An 18,722-nucleotide genomic window follows, 5' to 3' on the forward strand; every position below is an offset into this window, starting at 1 on the left:
CTGTTAAGGAGTGGGAGATGACGAATAGGCAAAGAAGTAAATGTATTAATGACAGCGCTTTCAATTATGAAAGAGGAGGATTTTGATGAAACCATTATCCGTGCATGTTAGGTGGAAGGCATCATTCAAAGTGATGCTCATTGTTTGCTTGTTATTGAGCACGTTGTTTGGCAATGCCGCGGGCATTGTAAGCGCAGACCCGGATCCATCGCGCGTACCCGCTAATCCGTATCCGAGCCCTGCGGTAGATAGTGCGTTAACCAAGCATGACTTGACCTACGCTCCAAGCCCGCTGGACAATCCGCTGAAAGGATTCGCGCYGTTCTATCCGTGGGAAACGGAGACTTCATTCCCCCACAGCTTGGAATGGTATTATATCCCTCTGAAAGCGGTAATGGATGGCCCAAATTCCTTTACATTCGATACGGGCATAGAACCGGCATTGGATGCCATTGCGGCAAGAGGGAATCAAGCGGCGATTCGAGTCTATCTTGAATATCCGGACAAAGAGGATGCCATACCGGCGTTTATTCACGATAGCGGCGTTGCCATGCGTCATAACGCTACATTTAACCAAGACGAGCCCGATTATGACGATCCTTTAATGGTAGAGTATTTGACCAACTTTATTCGAGCTTTCGGAGCAGAGTATGATGGAGATCCGCGCATTGGATTTATCCATATGGGCCTCGTTGGCTTATGGGGGGAGTGGCACACTTACCCTTACGACGAGGATGATGCGGACGGCTTGCCGAACTACATGCCAAGCGCTGCAACGATCGAACAACTATTCACCGAATATGATGCAGCCTTCGTCCAAACGAAGCTTGAGGTGCGTTATCCCGGCTTGCCTGGCGCTTCRGAGTTTAATATTGGGTATCATGACGATTCCTTCGGATTCAAGGAAGGTAATCCGCCGGAAAGCGTAACGCAGCCCGAGAGTATGGGCGGAGCCTATTACTCGTTTTTGACCAAGATGCTGGAAGCCGGTTCGGAAAATAAATGGATAACGGAATCGATTGGCGGAGAAGTGCGCCCGGAAATTCAGAGCCAGCTGTTCAGCGGCGGAGCAAATGTCGATGATGCAATCGATGATATTGAACTGACTCATGCGACGTGGATGATTAACCAAGGCGGCATTAGCAACTACGATGCCGACAATGCTGCCGTTGCCGCGAGCGTGAGAAAGATGGGCTACGATTTGAATGTGAAGAGCGCCTATTATAATGATGTTGTTGCTGGCGACCCGCTTAAGGTCGGAGTCACCATTCAGAATAATGGCGTTGCGCCTTTCTCTTATCCTTGGAAGGTAGAGCTGGGAGTCAAGAATGTATCGGGGGAACTTGTAAAGCAATGGGATACCGATTGGGATATGACGAAAGTTATGCCTTTGCAGATCAGAACCTATCCGGAATGGAATGTATCTGGCGATCCGAAGTACGTCCCGTTCGGCGAACCTTATTACTTTGATACGACCATTGCTGATCCTGACTTGAATGACGGCTACTATTATTTAGTAATGAAGGTCGTCAATCCGTTAGAGGACATTAGCAATAAGGCGAAAAAAGTAGGGTTTGCGAATACGGATCAAGACAACAAAGGTTGGCTCAATATGGGGCCGGTGCGGATAGGGGATTGCGATTCAACGTGTTCAGAGCCTCCGACATCGCCGCCAGATCCGGCCAAGCGTCTGCTCGTCGATGATTATGACGGGAATCCGGCATGGGCTGACAATAAGAATGACCTGAACCAATTTACGTCAGCAACCAAGTTTGCCAACGGGAATGGTGCTGGTGTCGTAGAAGACGGCGCATTAACGCTGCAGTATAAGAATGAGTCATGGTTGGAAACGAATATCGGCCTCAATGTTGCAGATACGAGTAAGCTGGTCATTCGCGTGAAAGGAGCCGTCGGAGGCGAAGAGAATCAGGTCAATCTTAGAATTGGCGGCGTTACTCACACGCTCGGTCAATTCAGCGGCAATACGATAACGACAAGCTATAAAGACTTAGTCATCGACTTGCCTGATCATGAAGTGGATCTAGCGCAAACGATCTGGAGCATTGCAATCTCGCAAGCGCATTGGGATACGACAGGAACCATCTATATCGATGAAATCTACTTTACGGACAAATATGGATCCGATACAGATCCTGGCCCTGGTCCTGGCTCAGGTTCCGGTTCAGAAAAACCGGGGCTCATCGAGGATTTCGAATCGTATGCGGATGATGCTGCTCTTGAGGAAGCATGGACGGAGGCGTGGTCCGATAAGCCGGGCTCCGTTACAAGAGCTCTTGGCGAAGCGAGCGGTAGCAATGGCCTCAAACTTGCGGTTGCGATTGCAGATTCGACTTGGTCGAATATCATCCATTCCATCCCTGCCGACAAACAAGATTGGTCCAAGTTCGACGGCTTAAGCTTCTGGGTGGACAATACGACAGACGATAATAAGGACTTCAGCTTGAATGTCGCGCTTCAAACGCCTGTATCGAAAGGCGAGTTCGGCTTGAAAGAAGGCGGATCAGCCTTAACGATGGAAGCTGATGGAAGCTGGCGCCCTGTTGGATTCAATGGAAGCTCGCTTAATGTTCCCGCAGGCTTCAAAGGCGTTGTAAAGGTCGCTTGGGATCAATTCGTGCAATCCGCATGGCAGTGCGACGGCGATCAGGCAGCATGCGCAGCCGCGCTCGATCCAAGCGTTGTAACCGGACTGCAGTTCGGCTACCCGCCAGCGGGTTATATACATAACGTCGTCACAATCGATGACATCCTTCTCTATCGGGCAGATAAAATATTGGATGATTTTGAAAGCTATGCGGACGATGCTGCTTTGCAGAACATCTGGAGAATAGACTGGGAATCCGGTGAACCATCTGCGCTGCGTTCGATTGACCGCGTGAATGTGTCGAATGGCGATCAAGCGATGAAGTTTTCCGTTACGCCTCCACCGGGCGGTTCAACATCCGATTGGGTCAATATCAAGCGTGCTGCCTTTACCGGGACCGACACGGATTGGTCCGCATTTGACGGACTTACCTTCTGGGTCAACCATACGTCGCCAAGCAACAAAAATATGGATCTGAACCTTTCGCTTGTTACGGATGCGCCAAAAGGAGAGTTTTCGCTAAAAGCAGGAGGAGTCGTACAGCTTTACAATGCGGAGGACGGTTGGAAGGCAACTACGCTCGGCGGAGGCTCCTTATCCATCGCTTCAGGCTATAAAGGAATGGTTCGCATTCCTTGGAGCGCATTCGCCCAATCCGAATGGCAGGGCTGCGATGCTTGCGACGCCGAGTTCGACGCGAGCAAGGTGCTTCAAATTCAATTCGGCTTCGGCCCGAAAAATCAATCCGACAATGTTCTCAGCATCGACCAGATTGGCATCTATGCTTTAGCCGGCAGGACCGGCGGACCAGGAGGAGGATCAACGACAGATCCTGTAGATCACCCGGCCCCGCCAGCTTGGGCAACGGCAGCCGGAACACAAGCGCTTTCGTATCAGACTGCACCGGTAGACAATCCGCTCAAGGGCTTCCTTCCTTTCTACGATGCATCCGAGGAAGCTTATTTCAAAGTCGGCGATGACTGGAGAGATCGGCCTACGCAGCTGCCATACAGCTTAGAATTTTTCTACTTGCCGCTTAACAAGCTGATGAACAATCTGGATGACTTTAATTGGACGGAACTGGACAAACGGCTTGAAGAGGTGGCATCCAGAGGCAATCAGTCCGTATTCCGAGTGTATCTGGACTACCCGAACAAACCTTCAGGAATACCGCAATTCCTAATTGATGAAGGGCTGTCGACTTATGAATATGAGGAATTCGACAATGGCAAGGATGCCACGAGCTTAGCGCCTGACTATAATGACGAGCGATTATTGAATGCTTTGGATAATTTCATTGGCGCGCTTGGATCGCGTTATGACGGCGATCCTCGAATCGCGTCTCTCATGATCGGATTGATCGGCTTCTGGGGCGAATGGCATACGTATCCTTATGACGGGAATATCAAGTCGCCAAACCTCATGCCAAGCAACGCGAACATGAAACGGGTTCTTGCCGCTGTGGACGATGCCTTCGATGAAACGCAGCTCGTATTGCGATATCCGATGGACAACAGCGAACTGAAAACGAAAAACTTCGATGTCGGCTATCATGATGATTCCTTTGCTTTCCAGACACTCCCGCCAAGCTTGGGAGGACAGGGCTGGCATTTCTGGGGGAGAGTCAATGACGCAGGAGTAACCGAATTCTGGAAACAGAACAGCATGGGCGGCGAGATGAGACCGGAAATTCAAGTGAAGATGTGGAACAATGACCCGCCGAGATACAATGAACCATCGACGCCAATTGAAGGGGCGCAAGGCGAGGATTACTACACGAGTTTGGGCCTCACCCATGCATCCTGGTTGATTGCTCAAGGCATATTCCAAACGCCGCTCGAGACAGAGCCGTTGGCAAGAGCTACTGAAGGATCACGCAGCATGGGATATGAATATTATGTGCCCGCAACTTACCTGGATGCTTCCGATGGAGGCTTGAAGGTAGCGGTAGAGCTTGAAAACAAAGGAGTAGCGCCGTTCTACTACGACTGGAAGGTAGAGCTTGCTGCCCAAACAGAAGATGGCATTGTGAAAGCATGGGATTCAGGTTGGGATTTGAAAGACATTCTTCCTAATACGAATGGATTTGATAACAATAAGCTGTTCGAATCGATCAGCAATCCGGCATTAAGCAATGGAAGTTATCAAATCTTGATGCGTTACGTGAATCCGTTAGAACAAATCAATGCGGACGCCAAGAAATTCCACTTCGCCAATGCGGAGCAGAACAGTAACGGATGGCTGAATCTGGGCAGCGTAGTCGTATCGAATAGCAATGCCGAAGCCCCGATAAGGGTTACGGGTTTAACGACGAATACGTCGAACCGGATTAAATTGTCTCCAGACACCAGCACCCAACTTAGCGTTGCGGTAGTGCCGGCAGAAGCGAGCAATAACAGAGTCGTGTGGTCGTCGGCAAACCATAAAGTTGCCTATATATCTGCTACTGGCTTGGTCAAGGCTGTAGGCGTCGGCAGCACCGTTATTACGGTTAAGTCTTCTGACGGTAATCTGGAAAAGCAATTTCAGGTGACGGTTGCGTCGGATACGAATCCGAACCCGTCTACTGGCGGCTCATCACCACAGCCAGAGTCGGAACTAACGGACAAAGGAATCAAGCTGGAGAAAGATGCGGCAACCGTTGTTCGAACAACGAACGAGAATGGCGTAACCGAAACGATCGCAACCATTGATTCGAAGAAGCTTCGGGATGCCTTGGTCAGGTCGAATTCCGTTATAATCGAATTGAAAAATGAAGGCGGAAGCGTGAAGGTCCATATTCCTTCATCTGCATTTGTAAATGCGGGTAATGGCCTGCCGGACGCGTCAGTCACTATACAGACGGACTTCGGAAACTATAAGGTTCCTGTCCAATCTTTAGGTCTGGCAGCTTTAGTGGAGAAGCTCGGCGTGAGCCCTGATGCAATGACGATCAGTATTGTCATTGACAGAGTTGCAGGCAGTACGGCGGATCTATTGGCTGAACAGGCGAGCAAAGAAGGGTTGACCTTGCTTGCCCCTGCTCTGGATTACAAAATTTTTGCTCATGCAAACGGAAAGTCGATCGAGATCACCGACTTCGGCAGCACATACATCGAGAGATCGGTTATTGTGCCGGGAACAGTGAATCGAGCGCAGACGACTGCACTTCTATTCAACCCGGATACAGCGACATTCCGTTTCGTTCCGTCGACACTTCAAGATAACGGCGGACTTACGGAAGTTGTAATCAAACGAAACGGGAATAGCATTTATACGGTCGTCTCTAGCAATATGACTTTCGCCGACCTTCAAGGCCATTGGGCAAAAGCGGACATCGAATCGTTGGCTTCCAAGCGGATTGTTTATGGTGCTGCTCCTAACAGCTTCTTACCGGAGAAACCGATTACCCGCGCAGAGTTCACGGCCATACTTGTTCGTTCCCTCGGACTTCGCTCTACGGATACGGTCGCCGCTTTCGGTGACGTAGCCAAAGGAGACTGGTTCGCAGATGCGATTGCAACAGCGGTTGAAGCGGGAATCATTAGCGGCTACACGGATGGTTCATTCCGACCGCATGAACAAATCACCCGCGAACAAATGGCTGTTATGTTAGCCAAAGCTCTGAGCTATGTGAACAAATCCATCCAAGCAAATGAAAATGTTCTTGGAAATTATATGGATAACGGTTCTATTAGTGATTGGGCAAAACATTCGATAGCTGAGTTACTCACTGCTCAAATTATGAAAGGGAAATCAGAGACTACGATCGATCCGGTTGCTAGCGCAAGCCGAGCTGAAGCCGCCGTTATGATCAAACGATTCCTGCAGTACGTACAATTTATAAACTAACTGTTGAAATGAATAATGGAGCACATGGCGTTAGCGCGTATGTGCTCCTGTTCTATGACGGAAGCGTATTCACGTTAATAGAATTAGTGTAGACTAGCACCATAGACACTATGGTAGAGGGGAGCGATAGAAGATGAAGCCTGCTGTCATCGGTACGGTTGCGATCTTTTTCGCAGCTCTTATATACATCTTATTCAGCCACTATATCAGCCCAGGCTTATCTAATTCGCAAGGATCCCAAAATGACGATACAGCGGATAACGAGGAGGAAGACGCACCGGAATCATTTGTCACCCTGAAAATGATTATGCCTGGCGATCTGTCGGCGCGAATGGGCGACTTCGTTGAGAATGAATTGAACTACCGACTGAAAAGAGATTTGAATATGAAGCTTGAATTGACGTATATCCCATGGTCCAATTACCAACAAAAGTTGGAACTGGCCTTATCCACCGGAGAAGATTACGATTTGTTCTGGTATGGCGCACCGTTCGTCTCCGTCTACTACACCAAAGGTTATATTAGGCCGTTAGATGAGCTTCTTAGCCAATACGGGCATGATCTGATTAAACATATTCCCGATGAGAACTTCAAGCAGAACCGGATCGACGATAAGCTTTGGGCGATACCCTCTCAAGCCTTTACTTCCGCCGGGAAATTCTCTTCCGTCATGGTCCGCCAGGATTTGCTGGAGAAGGTCGGCATGTCGGACATTAAGACAATCGCAGATTTAGAACAGTTTTATCAAGGCATGCAAGCGATAGATCCTAGTTATTATGGTTATTTGGAAACCGATCGCGGGCATGAAATGTTGTGGCGCGAACTGACAGACCGAAACTATTCCTCATTGGATGAGCGAATGTTGTTTATGGTGGACGAAGATTCCGGGGAGCTTGTGAGCTATGTGGAGTCTGAGATATTTAAAAAAGTAGCTCAATTACGCGAATCATGGGTGAACAAGGGGATCATCGACATGAACCTTGTGGGCAATCCGGCAGCGAAGATCGATCAGGAAAATGCGGGCAAGCTTCTTTTTCGTGTAGGCGCGGTCTCCAGAGCGATGGAAAATTTGCAGACGGCACGGAATGCCGATCCGAATGCGAGACTCCGCGAATATTATCTGGCCAAGGAGAAGCCAAAGTATATTACGACCCCAAGCAATGAAGCCTTTATGATCACTTCCGCATCGGAAAATCCGGAACGCGCGATGATGTTCATGAATTGGATTTTGCATAGCAAAGAAAATTACAATTTTATCATATATGGGGTAGAGGGGAAAGATTATGAGCTGGAAAACGGTAAAATTAAGCAATTGACCAATGACCAGTTGATGTACGAATGGATGTGGCGGAACAAGGATTATTTTATCGCGCCTGCCAGTGTGGAAGATGACATTATCGAGGATATGCTTACGAATGACGAGAATTCTCGCATTTCCAAGCTATTCGGGTTTCATTTCAACGAGGCGTCCGTCAAAAATGAAATGGCGCAAGTGATGGCGGTCTATAAGGAAAAGCTTGAGCCCATTATTTTCGGGTTGGCCAGTTATGATCAATATTACGAAGATGCAATCGCATCGCTCAAGAAGGCAGGCTTCGACATTGTTTTCGCCGAATTGAACAAGCAGTTCACGGAATTCCAACTCCAACATTAAGATGCTAAAGCCCGAAGCCTGGAGGACGATCGATCATGAGCAGATTCAATATCTTTACCAAACTGATGGCCACTTTGTTTATTTTATTGATCCCGATCCTGCTCCTGTTTGCCGTGTCGAATCGAACAAGCACGGGGGTATTGACCGACGAAATTATTAAGGTGAAGCGATACCAGATCGAAACGTTCGCCAACCAATTGGATCAATTGTTTTTCCGGCTGGACACGTATAAGAAAATGCTGTATGAAAGTACGGATGTACGAAATTTAGCCTATCCCGACTTGCTTGATGACGTCTTGGATAAATATAGAATCAATCGAACCGTTTCCGAAGAGATTAATAGACTAGCCGGTTATGGCGATTGGAAAGCGGTGATCGCGGTCCTCTATCCGAAGACCGGAATCGTCATCAAAAGCAACTCCAGCTTGAACGCGCTTCCAAAAGAACTTCCCGCACAAGATACGTTCTGGCAATACTATTCCGATTCCAATGAGGATTATTTCATGGGAATATTGTCATATCCCGAGAACTCGGCGGAGTCAGGCGAGGCGCATATGAGGGTTGTGCTTAAATTCGGCGTAGCCGCTTTGCGCAGCGCTTTGTCTGAATTTAAAGCGAATGGTTCGGGAGATCCGTTCCTGTATCTTCCGGGATCAGACCCTATTTATAATTATTCGGTTAACGTGAATCAAATCGACGAATTTCTTCCCCGGCTTAAGGAGATCGATCCCTCGACGGAAAGCGGATATATGCTGCTTAAATCCGACAAAACGAAATATCAGGTTCATTATCAGAAGCTGGAATCATTAGGCTGGTATCTTGTTGATTATGTGCCGATCAGCCATATTATGGCGCCGATCAGCCGGAACCAGACGATGTTCTATGTCATAAGCGGCATGCTGCTGTTTATGGGGGCGTATCTTGCCTTTGTTATGTATCGTAATATTCAGATTCCTTTTCGCAAAATGATGCAGAACATGAATTTGATCGAAAAAGGGATTTATTCCGTGAGGATGACAGACAAGCCAAAAGGGGAGTACCGGTTTCTTTATGATCGATTTAACTCCATGGCGTCCAAGATAGAGGAACTGATTGTGGATGTATATAAAGAACAGCTTCGATCAAAGGATGCGACGCTGAAGCAGCTGCAATCACAGATTAATCCACACTTCCTCTATAACACGCTCGCTTATATTAAAAGTATGATAGAGTTGAACGAAAACAAAGCCGCCATTTCGATGACCATGAACTTGAGCAAGTATTATCGTTATACGACCAAGACGGGGAGCAAGATGGTACGGCTGAAAGAAGAACTGGACTTGATCCATTTTTATCTGGAAATCCATTGCATGTTAAGAGACGACTTTGAATTTCATATCGAAATCGAGCCGCAGATGGAAGATCTCGAAGTGCCACGGTTAATTGCACAGCCGCTAGTCGAGAATGTGATTCTTCATTCATTCAATAATCATCCGGAATACGGAATGATTACCATTAGGTGCTGGAGGGACGAAGGGATGAACCATGTAGCGGTTGAGGATACGGGCACCGGAGTTGATTATTCCATGATCGAGTCTATTAGAAGGAAGATCTATTCGAGCAACGAAGAAATAGAATCCGGTCTGAAAAACGTTCATCAACGTCTGCGATTAATGTACGGCGGCGACTCGGGCTTGCAKGTTAGCAAATCGGATTTAGGCGGACTTTGCGTACAATTAAGTTGGAGCAGCAAGGAAAGCGTGTCTTGACTGAAGGAGGAACAAGCATGTACGAAATATTGATCGTGGACGATCACACACACTTGGTTGACAGTCTGGCAATTGGTCTTCCGTGGGAGCAGATGGGGATCACTCATGTCTATAAGGCTTATTCCGGCGAAGAAGCTCTGGAGATGCTCAATTACCGCTCCGTTGATATTGTGGTAACGGATATCCATATGAACGGAATGACCGGACTCGAATTGATCGCCCGAATCAATGAGAAATGGAAAAACACGAAGGCTGTTATTATAACCGGATACGATGAATTTCAATATGCGAGAGAAGCCATCCAGCAGCAAGTAAGCGATTATTTGTTGAAACCGGTATCGAACGAGGAATTGGAACAAACCCTTCGCAATCTAATAGATCGAATTACAGAAGAAGGAAACGAGCTGTTGAATCAACAAAAATTCGTGTATCGTTTCCGGGAAAGCTTACCCAAATTAAGAGAAATGTTTTTGTTTGACCTCATATCCGGCAAAAATTACCCCATATCTGATTTGAAGGACAAGATCCAGTTATATGGGTTGCCCTTTTCTGTCCACAAGGAGTCCATCCTCTTATGTATGAGAGTGGAGGAGGATTACTCGAATACGGATCTTTATAGTCTCTCGTTGATTGAATATGCCATGTTTAACATCGTAGAAGAAGTGTTTATGAATAAATTCAATGTGATGTATTGCAAAGATTCGCATGATTATTTGATTTTCATGGTTCAAACCAATCAGCTCGAACAATCGGACAAAGACAGTTCGGCTATGATAGAAGACTTGGCCAGACTCTCCCAGCATCAAATCAAACTATATTTAAAGTCGAAGGTTTCCATTGTACTAAGCAATTGTGGAGCATTTCCGACAGACATCCTGCCTATGTATCATTCTGCTTTATCGATCTATACCGATTATATCGGCTATCAGACGGAAAGCTTTTTTCATGCGACGCAAAAGAAAGAAGTTTTCGAAATCCAGCCGCTTGGCGAGCTTTATCGCCCCCAAACCTTAATGGAGCTAATCGATATCGAGCAGTGGGCGGCATTCGAGGGCAAGCTGACCCGGATCTTCGAGGAGCTTGAAGGCGCAGGCAGCGGAGCCCGTGAATACGGGTTTGAAATCTATGTTGCGTTGCTGCAAGCGTACTCCTATTATTTGCACAAGAAGGGCAAACGGGTCTTTGAAGTGTTTGGAAGAGATATTGAGAAGCTGTTGAAAATGGATGCCAGCTGGAGTGTGGGTCCGTTAAAAGAATGGGCCTTCGGCAGCTATGTTCAAATCAAAGCTTACAGCGACAGCCGTTCGGACAATATCCGAACGGACTTGATGGAACGGATTCGCCGATTTATACAAGAAAATATAAAAGATATAACGCTGCAAACGGTAGCCGATCATGTTAATCTGCATCCGGTATATGTATCCAACTTATTTAAGCTGGAAACAGGAGAAAACTTCTCGAACTATGTGCTTCGCCTGCGAATGGAGAAAGCGGTTCAGTTGTTGAAGCACAGGGATTTGAAGATCAATCAGATTGCGCTTGAAGTCGGCTATCAGAAGCCGCAGTATTTCATTAAGTTGTTCAAAACGCAATACGGGATGACGCCGCAAGAGTATAAGAACAGTTTATGAGATGAGAGAGGCTAGATTCGGAGAGTCGTATATATAGATGACAGCCCCTTCGTTCTTTAGATCCTTGCCTAAGCTAAACTGCGCAAAAAATATTCTTCCGATCGCTGTTGTGCCCAGATTCCATGAATAAATTTTATGGGGTGGAATCCGGGCACAAAGGCGACCGCTGCCGCTTCTCCAGAACATTTCTTGCTCCGTTTATGCAGGCTGTGATCATTTGAAATTACATTTTTTGGACAGCATCTTTTGCTTGTCACTTTATACTAGACTGGAAATCATACAACCAAATCGACTAGACAGATCCATCCATGCTGCGATTTTGCCCATTAGCCTGTATGAAATCCAATCAAAGACAATTTGAGTGGGAGCTGCCCCTTCTGGGACAACTCTTTTTTTGTATGATTAGAAATGCACTAATGCGCTTGGCCGGTTTCCTTCCGGTACTCCCTGGGTGAGAGGCCCGTTTTTTTGCGAAACAGTCTGTTGAAAAAAGTGATATCGTGGTAGCCGACCGAGGAAGCAATGTCCGCAACTTTGCGGTCGGTCGTACGGAGCAATCGGCATGCTTCGTCGATCCGGGCCGATTGGACGTATTCGATAAACGTCATGCCGGTTCGGCTTTTGAATTTGCGATGAAATTGCCGCTCTCCAAGAGCGGACAGTTCGGCTGCTTCCTTCAATGTAATGGGGGAGTGGAATCGATTATGGATGATATGGAGCGCCATTTCCATACCTGGCGAAATGGGTTCCTGCGCAGTAGAAGACGGCTCGTCCCGGTAGCGGTGAAGGTACAGCAGCAGCTCAAGTACGGCCAAGTGCAGCTCGGTGTTCCAGCCTGACCGCTTGGTTGTGTAGGCGTCATACAGCTTCAGAAATAGCCGCCGGAATTCACCAAACGCGTCGCGGTATTGTTGCCAATCGGGCTCATCCAGCAGCGTTGCAAGCTCCGCTCCTCCGGGAAAGCTCTGCAGCAGAGGTCGAATCGATTCTACAGCCATCAAGCAGTTGTAGACGATAGGCGGGCGGCTGTCCGATGCGGCAGCAGGACGGAATACGTGGGAGACTCCGACAGGAATGAGGAAAATGTCACCTTGATGCACTTGCAACGCCTGATCGCCTATATAATGAGTGCCGGAACCTTCCCCGACATAGCTGATCTCCAGAAAATCGTGGCGATGTTCGATCTTATCGAAAGCTTCAACCGCCCGGTTCACAAATATGGGAACATCGGGACGAAAATAATGATCGCCTTTGGACAAGCTGATTGAACGTTGAATCGCCATCATGATCTCCCCATAGTCGCACAATGATGTCTGAAATATCCCGTATAGAAGTCAGGATCGACAGGATATTCGGACTCAGCCTCATCTTATAATGAAAAAAAAACGAATACAAGCGTTACGTGAATAGGAGATGACGGCGTGAACGATTTGCACCAACTAAATGTGTTAAAGAGGGAGTTCCTCGATCCGCCGGCTGAATTAAGCCCGCTGCCGTTCTGGTTCTGGAATGATGAGTTGTCAGCAGAGGGAATCATCAGACAAATCCATGACTTCCACGCGAAGGAAGTAGACGGCTTCGTCATTCACCCGCGGATGGGCCTGCCAAGGTCGATGCCTTATCTATCGGAGCCTTATATGGAGCTTGTCGAATTGGCGGTAGCCGAAGCGGATAAGCTGGGCATGAGGGTCATTCTTTATGACGAAGGCATGTATCCTTCCGGCTCTGCTTGCGGAATGGTCGTGAAGGAGAACGGTGATTACGCCAGCCGTGGTTTGCAAATGAAGGAATGTCCTTGCATGGCGACCGGAGAAGCTTTTCAAACCCCGATTGAGCTGCAGCCGGGGGAAAACCTGGTTTCCGCACTGGCGGTTCGCAAGCTTTCCGAGGTGGAGATTGATGCCAAGAGCACGCTTGTGCTTCGTCCCGAGCAGGACCGTATTCGGTTTACCCCTCCCGATTCCGGAGATTGGTCGGTTTTATTATTCATCGAGACACCATCCAAGGGGACTATCCGAGGGGTTCATCCCGGTCAGGACGACGGAGAATCCGACGCTCCTTTGGCCGCCGACTTATTGAATCCCGATGCGGTTGAGACCTTCATTAGGTTGACTCATGAAACGTATTACAAGAAGCTGAGCCGCTTCTTCGGAAGCACGGTTATTGCCATGTTTACGGATGAGCCGGATTTGCTCGGGCGCAGTCATTTGAAGGGATTAAAGCCGTGGACCCAAGGTTTCATGAATGAATATAGGGAGAGCGGTTGCCGGGAACAGGATTTGGCGGTGCTTTGGTTCGAAGCCGGAGACAAGGCGGCAATGATCCGCGAAGCTTACGAAACGGCAGTCCGCAATCGGCTGGCCCGGACGTATTATAAGGCGTTGGCCGATTGGTGCGAAGCCCACGGGATCGGTCTGACCGGTCACCCGGCGGCGAGCAATGATATCGGGCTGTTGGAACATTTTCATATTCCGGGACAAGATGTGGTCTGGAGATATGTTGCGCCGGAGGCAGGAAAAGCGGTGACTGGCGTGCACAGCACCATGGGCAAGTGCTCGTCGGATTCGGCGCGCCACCGCGGCAAACGGAGAAATCTGAATGAAAGCTTCGGCGTCTGCGGAATCGAGGGAGGTTGGTCGCTCAGCGCCGACAATATGAAGTGGTATTTGGACTGGTTGTTCGTCAGAGGCGTCAATCTGATCGTCCCTCATGCTTTCTATTACTCCATTCGCGGGGAACGCAGAGATGAGCGGCCGCCGGATGCGGGGCCCAATAATATATGGTGGCAGGATTATGCCCAATTTGCGAGATATATGAAGCGGATGAGCTGGCTGATGACCGACGGCCGAAACGGCGCGGAAACGGCGGTTATCGCCGGGGATGCCGAATTGCCATGGAGAATCGTCAAGCCGCTGTACGAAGGGCAGATCGAGTTTAACTATTTGGAAGAAAGTCTGCTAAGCCGTTCTACCGAATGTACGGATGGGGTATTGTCGATTGCCGGCTACCGCTACAAGGCGGTTCTAATAGAGGATGGCAAGCGGCTGATGCCGGACAGTTGGCGGATGCTGCGAACCTTTGCGGAACAGGGCGGATTGGTCATCGAGCTTGCCGATGACGTTCAAACATCGACTGACATCGGTCAGGTTCGGGTTGGCCGAGAGGAACAAATACCGGAGCTGCTGGCACGCACGCTCGGCAAAGATGCTCAGCTTGAGCCTGCAGCGGATTACATCCGAATCAGCCGGATAACGAAGAATGGCATCCTGTTCTACGTTATCGTGAATGAAGGCGAAGCCGGTTACGAGGGAACGCTTGCGATGAACCGCTCCGGTTATACGGAATATTGGTTGCCTTGGACCGGAGAAGTTAGGCAGGCAAGAATCGAACAGGYAGCGGAAGGCCAGAGGCTGCATGTAAGAGTCGAGCGCCGGGAATGTGTGATTATCGCCGTAGATCCGAATATGGAGCAGGGCGGAATGAACTGTGAACCAGGTGAGGCTATTGCAATTACCGATTTGTCTACCCATTGGCGTGTCGTTGGGGGCCAAGTGAGGAATGTGGAACTACCGGCTCTTTCCTCCTGGACGGAATGGGATGGACTGAAGCACTATTCCGGTACGGTTACGTATGAGAAAAGCTTTGAGCTAAGCGATCCGTCTGCATGGGCCGAGGTTAAGCTTGATCTTGGCGAGGCTCCTGAACTGGCACGGCTGTGGGTCAACGGCCGGGAAGCGGGAGTGCGCATGTGGAGTCCTTATCTATTCGACATTGGAGACTTTTTAAGGCCAGGGACGAATGTGCTTAAGGTAACGGTAACGAATAGCTTAGCCAACCTTTACGACGGTAAGTCGTATGCTTCCGGGCTGATTGGACCGGTACAGCTTAACGGTGTAAGGAAGTAACGAAATTGTTTATATAGCCTCAGTAATGAATTTTTCTGAACTGGCTGGGACTTAATTGCTCATGCTTCTTGAAGACCGAACAGAAGTAGTTGACGTCATCAAATCCCGCCAGTGATGCAATTTCCTTCACTTGCATGTGGGGATGCTGCAGCAGCATCTCCTTGCTTTTCTTAATTCGGACAGAGTTAATGTACTGGAAAATCCGGATGCCTGTCGTTTTCTTAAAAACCGTGCAAAGGTGCTGAGGCGTATATTCCGTGATTGCGGCTAAGTCCTCCAAAGTTAAAGGCTGGGCAATGTTCTTATCGATATATTGGAAGAGCGGCCTCAGCCTACTATTCAGATTCGTAGCGCTATTGTCCGGTTGCGTAGACGTATATTGCAAGAGATCCGTCATCAGCGCGTAAATGATGCTGGAGCATTGGACGCTCTTCAAGGGGATGTCCGCTTGTTCGATGTCCAGTATAGCTTGCGTTTTGGCCGCGAATATTTCTGGTCTCGATACGAACAAGACGCCGGATGATACGATTCCAGCCGTTCGCTTCAAGAACGCATCGACTTGATGGCCATCGAAGACGATCCAATCCACGATCCAGGAAGGGCTAACGGCGTAATATTCATGGGCGACACCTTTGAATAGAAGTATGCCCATCCCTTCTTTTACACGAAACGTTTTTCCATCCACACGCAGCTCGCCTTCGCCTTCTACGCTTTGAATCCACTGATATAAGTAGCCATTCGGACGGACGACATGCTCTTGATTCCAATCTTGTCCTACCTGAACAAGATAATAAGGAAGCTCCCTGTCCGATTCCGTAATGACGGGAATGTATCTTTTCGTCATCTAATCCCTCACCTTAATATATTGCTATTATTCTTAAAATCATTAGATTGTTAGCTATTTTACGGAGTCTTACAATAAAAATATAACAAAGGTTAGGAAGACGCAAGGGAATTCAAATCCATGCAGCGAAAGGATGTTACTGTTATGTGTCGTGTCKAAACAAAGATAATGAATGGCTGGGAATTTACTTTGAAAGAACCCGAGGATCGCAACTTCGAGCCTGTACATTTGCCGCATGATTGGGCGATCACTGCTCCGATCAATCCAAACATGAAGCAAGCGAAAGATCAGGGATTCAGGGATAGATGGGGGATTGGCTGGTATAGAAAGCAGTTGGCCATCAAAGAGATAAAGAAAGGCTTTGTCTATAAGCTGCAATTCGACGGCGTGTATGAGAACAGCACGGTATGGGTGAACGGCAATGAGGCCGGCGGTCAAAAATACGGCTATTCGAGGTTTACGCTCGATATTACGAGTTGTATTCAGGAAGGGAATAACCTGATCCTAGTCAAGGTCGATAACACGGCTTTCCCGGCCGACAGATGGTATTCGGGAGCGGGGATTTATCGGACCGTCAAGCTGCTTGAATTAAGGGAAAACCATCTTGAGCCGGAAAATATATTCGTGAAAACAGCGGTTATCGGTAATACGGGCATGCTGACGATCGAGACGGGCGTTGCTTCCTTGGTCAAAGCACGTGTCACGAATGGAACCACACAGGTGATCGGCGAGTCCGACAGCGGAACGATCCATATCGAAATCCCGCAGGTCAAGCTGTGGGGTCCGGATCAACCGAATCTGTACCGTGTGGAATTAACGCTTATGGACAACGACCAAATCGCCGACATTTATGAACTGCGAATTGGCGTCAGAACGATCGAAATGGTTGTAGGTAAAGGCATGCTGATCAATGGTCATGCTATTAAAATAAAAGGTTTTTGCGTTCACCAAGATGCAGGCTGCGTTGGCGTAGCCGCCACTCCTGAAATATGGAAGGATAGGCTGCTAGAATTCAAAGCAATGGGCTGCAATGCCATTCGCACCGCCCACCATATGCCGGCATCGGAGCTGCTTGATCTATGCGACGAGCTGGGATTGCTAGTCTACGAGGAGCCATTCGATAAGTGGACCGGCGGCTCGTACCGAAGATATTTCGAGACGGAGTGGCAGCGCGACTTGGAAAACATGGTCCGACGGGATCGGAATCATCCGAGTATTTTTATATGGGGGGTTGGGAACGAGGTCGAGCATCAAGGGCAATCATCCATGCTGAAGATCCTTCAAATGTTGAAGGACCACCTGCTTACGCTCGACGATACGAGACCGGTCACTTATGCCATGAACCCCCATTTTAAATACGAAAACAATGTTGATCTTGCGAAGGTGGAAGGTATTCAACAGTTTGTGGATACGGATAGCGATACGGAAATCTATGACCAAGCCGAAAGGGTTGAACGCATCCGAAGAATCGGCGAGAYTGTGGATGTCATCAGCTGTAACTATCAGGAGCAATGGTATCCTGCCATCCACGAGGCTATTCCGGACAAATTGATATTGGGAACGGAGACGTACCAGTACTTCAGAGGCTATCCTGATCAAATGCAAAATTTCAGCGAGGATGTGCCATGGATTGATGTGGAGAAACATGATTACGTCATCGGCGGCATGTTGTGGACCGGTATCGATTATTTGGGAGAATCGATGGGGTATCCTGCCAAAGGCTGGGCGGGCTCCTTGTTCTATACCAACAACGAGCGTAAGCCGCTCTCCTATTTGTATGAGAGTTATTGGTCGGAGAAGCCGATGGTCTATTTGGCCGTGATGGACTATTCCTTACAGGACGAAGGGGTCAAGGAGCATTGGGACGCGCCAAGATACGCAAGTCATTGGAACTTCCCGCAATTCAATAAGACGGTTATTCCGTATATGGTCGCGACCAATTGCGAAGAAATTACTTTGGAATTGAACGGCAAGCAGCTTTATGTGAAGCAGCCGTCCTCTTATCCGAACCGAATGATCACTGGCTATCTGCCTTATCTGCCTGGAATCGTAACGGTAAAGGGGTTCATAGGCAAGCAAGAGGTCTGTAAGTATACGCTCAGAACGGCGGAGCCAGCTTCTAGACTGAGCTTTGATGGGGAAGATATCAGACTGGCAGCCGAGGAAGGTTATCAGAAGTTATTCACCGTCCGAGCATTCGATAAGGAAGGAATCCCCGTATTCCGCGAAAGCGCGAAGGTAACGTTCCATGTTACCGGGCCGGCGGAGATTATAGCTGTAGATAATGGCGATCTTTGTTCCAGCGAGCCCTATGACCGAAATTGGATGCATATGTACCGAGGCTGCGTCAGCACGGTCATCCGATTCACCGGAGAGCGAGGACGCGTTGTGCTGTCGGCCGTCGCCGAGGGGATGTATCCCGCGGAGCTTGTTATTGTTATCAATTAAGGAAACACACGATAAAAAGACGATTGATCTGTGAAGATCGATCGTCTTTTTCGTGT

The 18,722-nt window shown here is 48.4% G+C and carries 8 protein-coding genes; 6 read left to right on the plus strand and 2 right to left on the minus strand.

What is annotated here, in order from left to right; all coding sequences use genetic code 11:
* Positions 1–85 precede the first annotated feature (85 nt).
* From AB4Z33_RS04765 to AB4Z33_RS04780, 4 genes are all read left to right on the plus strand, one after another.
* Positions 86–6,436: an S-layer homology domain-containing protein gene (locus AB4Z33_RS04765; protein ID WP_442048822.1), complete on the plus strand. Its 6,351-nt coding sequence runs from the start codon at positions 86–88 to the stop codon at positions 6,434–6,436.
* Between the two features lie 133 nt (positions 6,437–6,569).
* Complete coding sequence (locus AB4Z33_RS04770) at positions 6,570–8,090, plus strand: extracellular solute-binding protein (RefSeq protein WP_442048823.1); 1,521 nt, start codon at positions 6,570–6,572, stop codon at positions 8,088–8,090.
* Positions 8,091–8,125: 35 nt separating this feature from the next.
* The gene (locus tag AB4Z33_RS04775; protein WP_442048824.1) at positions 8,126–9,838 is read left to right on the plus strand and encodes a sensor histidine kinase; all 1,713 of its coding nucleotides are present in this window, start codon (positions 8,126–8,128) and stop codon (positions 9,836–9,838) included.
* Positions 9,839–9,855: 17 nt separating this feature from the next.
* Positions 9,856–11,469 carry a response regulator transcription factor gene (locus AB4Z33_RS04780; protein WP_442048825.1) on the plus strand — a complete coding sequence of 538 codons (1,614 nt, stop codon included), beginning with the start codon at positions 9,856–9,858 and terminating at the stop codon, positions 11,467–11,469.
* 413 nt (positions 11,470–11,882) lie between these two features.
* Here AB4Z33_RS04780 and AB4Z33_RS04785 read toward each other — a convergent pair whose 3' ends face one another.
* On the minus strand, positions 11,883–12,755 hold the full coding sequence (locus AB4Z33_RS04785; RefSeq protein ID WP_442048826.1) for a helix-turn-helix domain-containing protein: 873 nt from the start codon (positions 12,753–12,755) through the stop codon (positions 11,883–11,885).
* Between the two features lie 135 nt (positions 12,756–12,890).
* On the opposite strand from AB4Z33_RS04785, the gene AB4Z33_RS04790 reads away from it, so the two are divergent.
* Positions 12,891–15,374, plus strand: coding sequence for a glycosylhydrolase-like jelly roll fold domain-containing protein (locus AB4Z33_RS04790; RefSeq protein ID WP_442048827.1), 2,484 nt, complete (start codon positions 12,891–12,893; stop codon positions 15,372–15,374).
* 19 nt (positions 15,375–15,393) lie between these two features.
* On the opposite strand, the gene AB4Z33_RS04795 is transcribed toward AB4Z33_RS04790, so the two are convergent.
* Positions 15,394–16,218 (minus strand): AraC family transcriptional regulator, encoded by an 825-nt coding sequence (locus tag AB4Z33_RS04795; RefSeq protein ID WP_442048828.1) that lies wholly within the window; start codon positions 16,216–16,218, stop codon positions 15,394–15,396.
* A gap of 189 nt (positions 16,219–16,407) precedes the next feature.
* Here AB4Z33_RS04795 and AB4Z33_RS04800 point away from each other — a divergent pair, with 189 nt between their 5' ends.
* Complete coding sequence (locus AB4Z33_RS04800) at positions 16,408–18,666, plus strand: glycoside hydrolase family 2 TIM barrel-domain containing protein (RefSeq protein WP_442048829.1); 2,259 nt, start codon at positions 16,408–16,410, stop codon at positions 18,664–18,666.
* Positions 18,667–18,722 lie beyond the last annotated feature (56 nt).

The organism is Paenibacillus sp. 2TAB19, assembly GCF_052115185.1.
In the GTDB taxonomy this organism is placed as follows: domain Bacteria; phylum Bacillota; class Bacilli; order Paenibacillales; family Paenibacillaceae; genus Pristimantibacillus.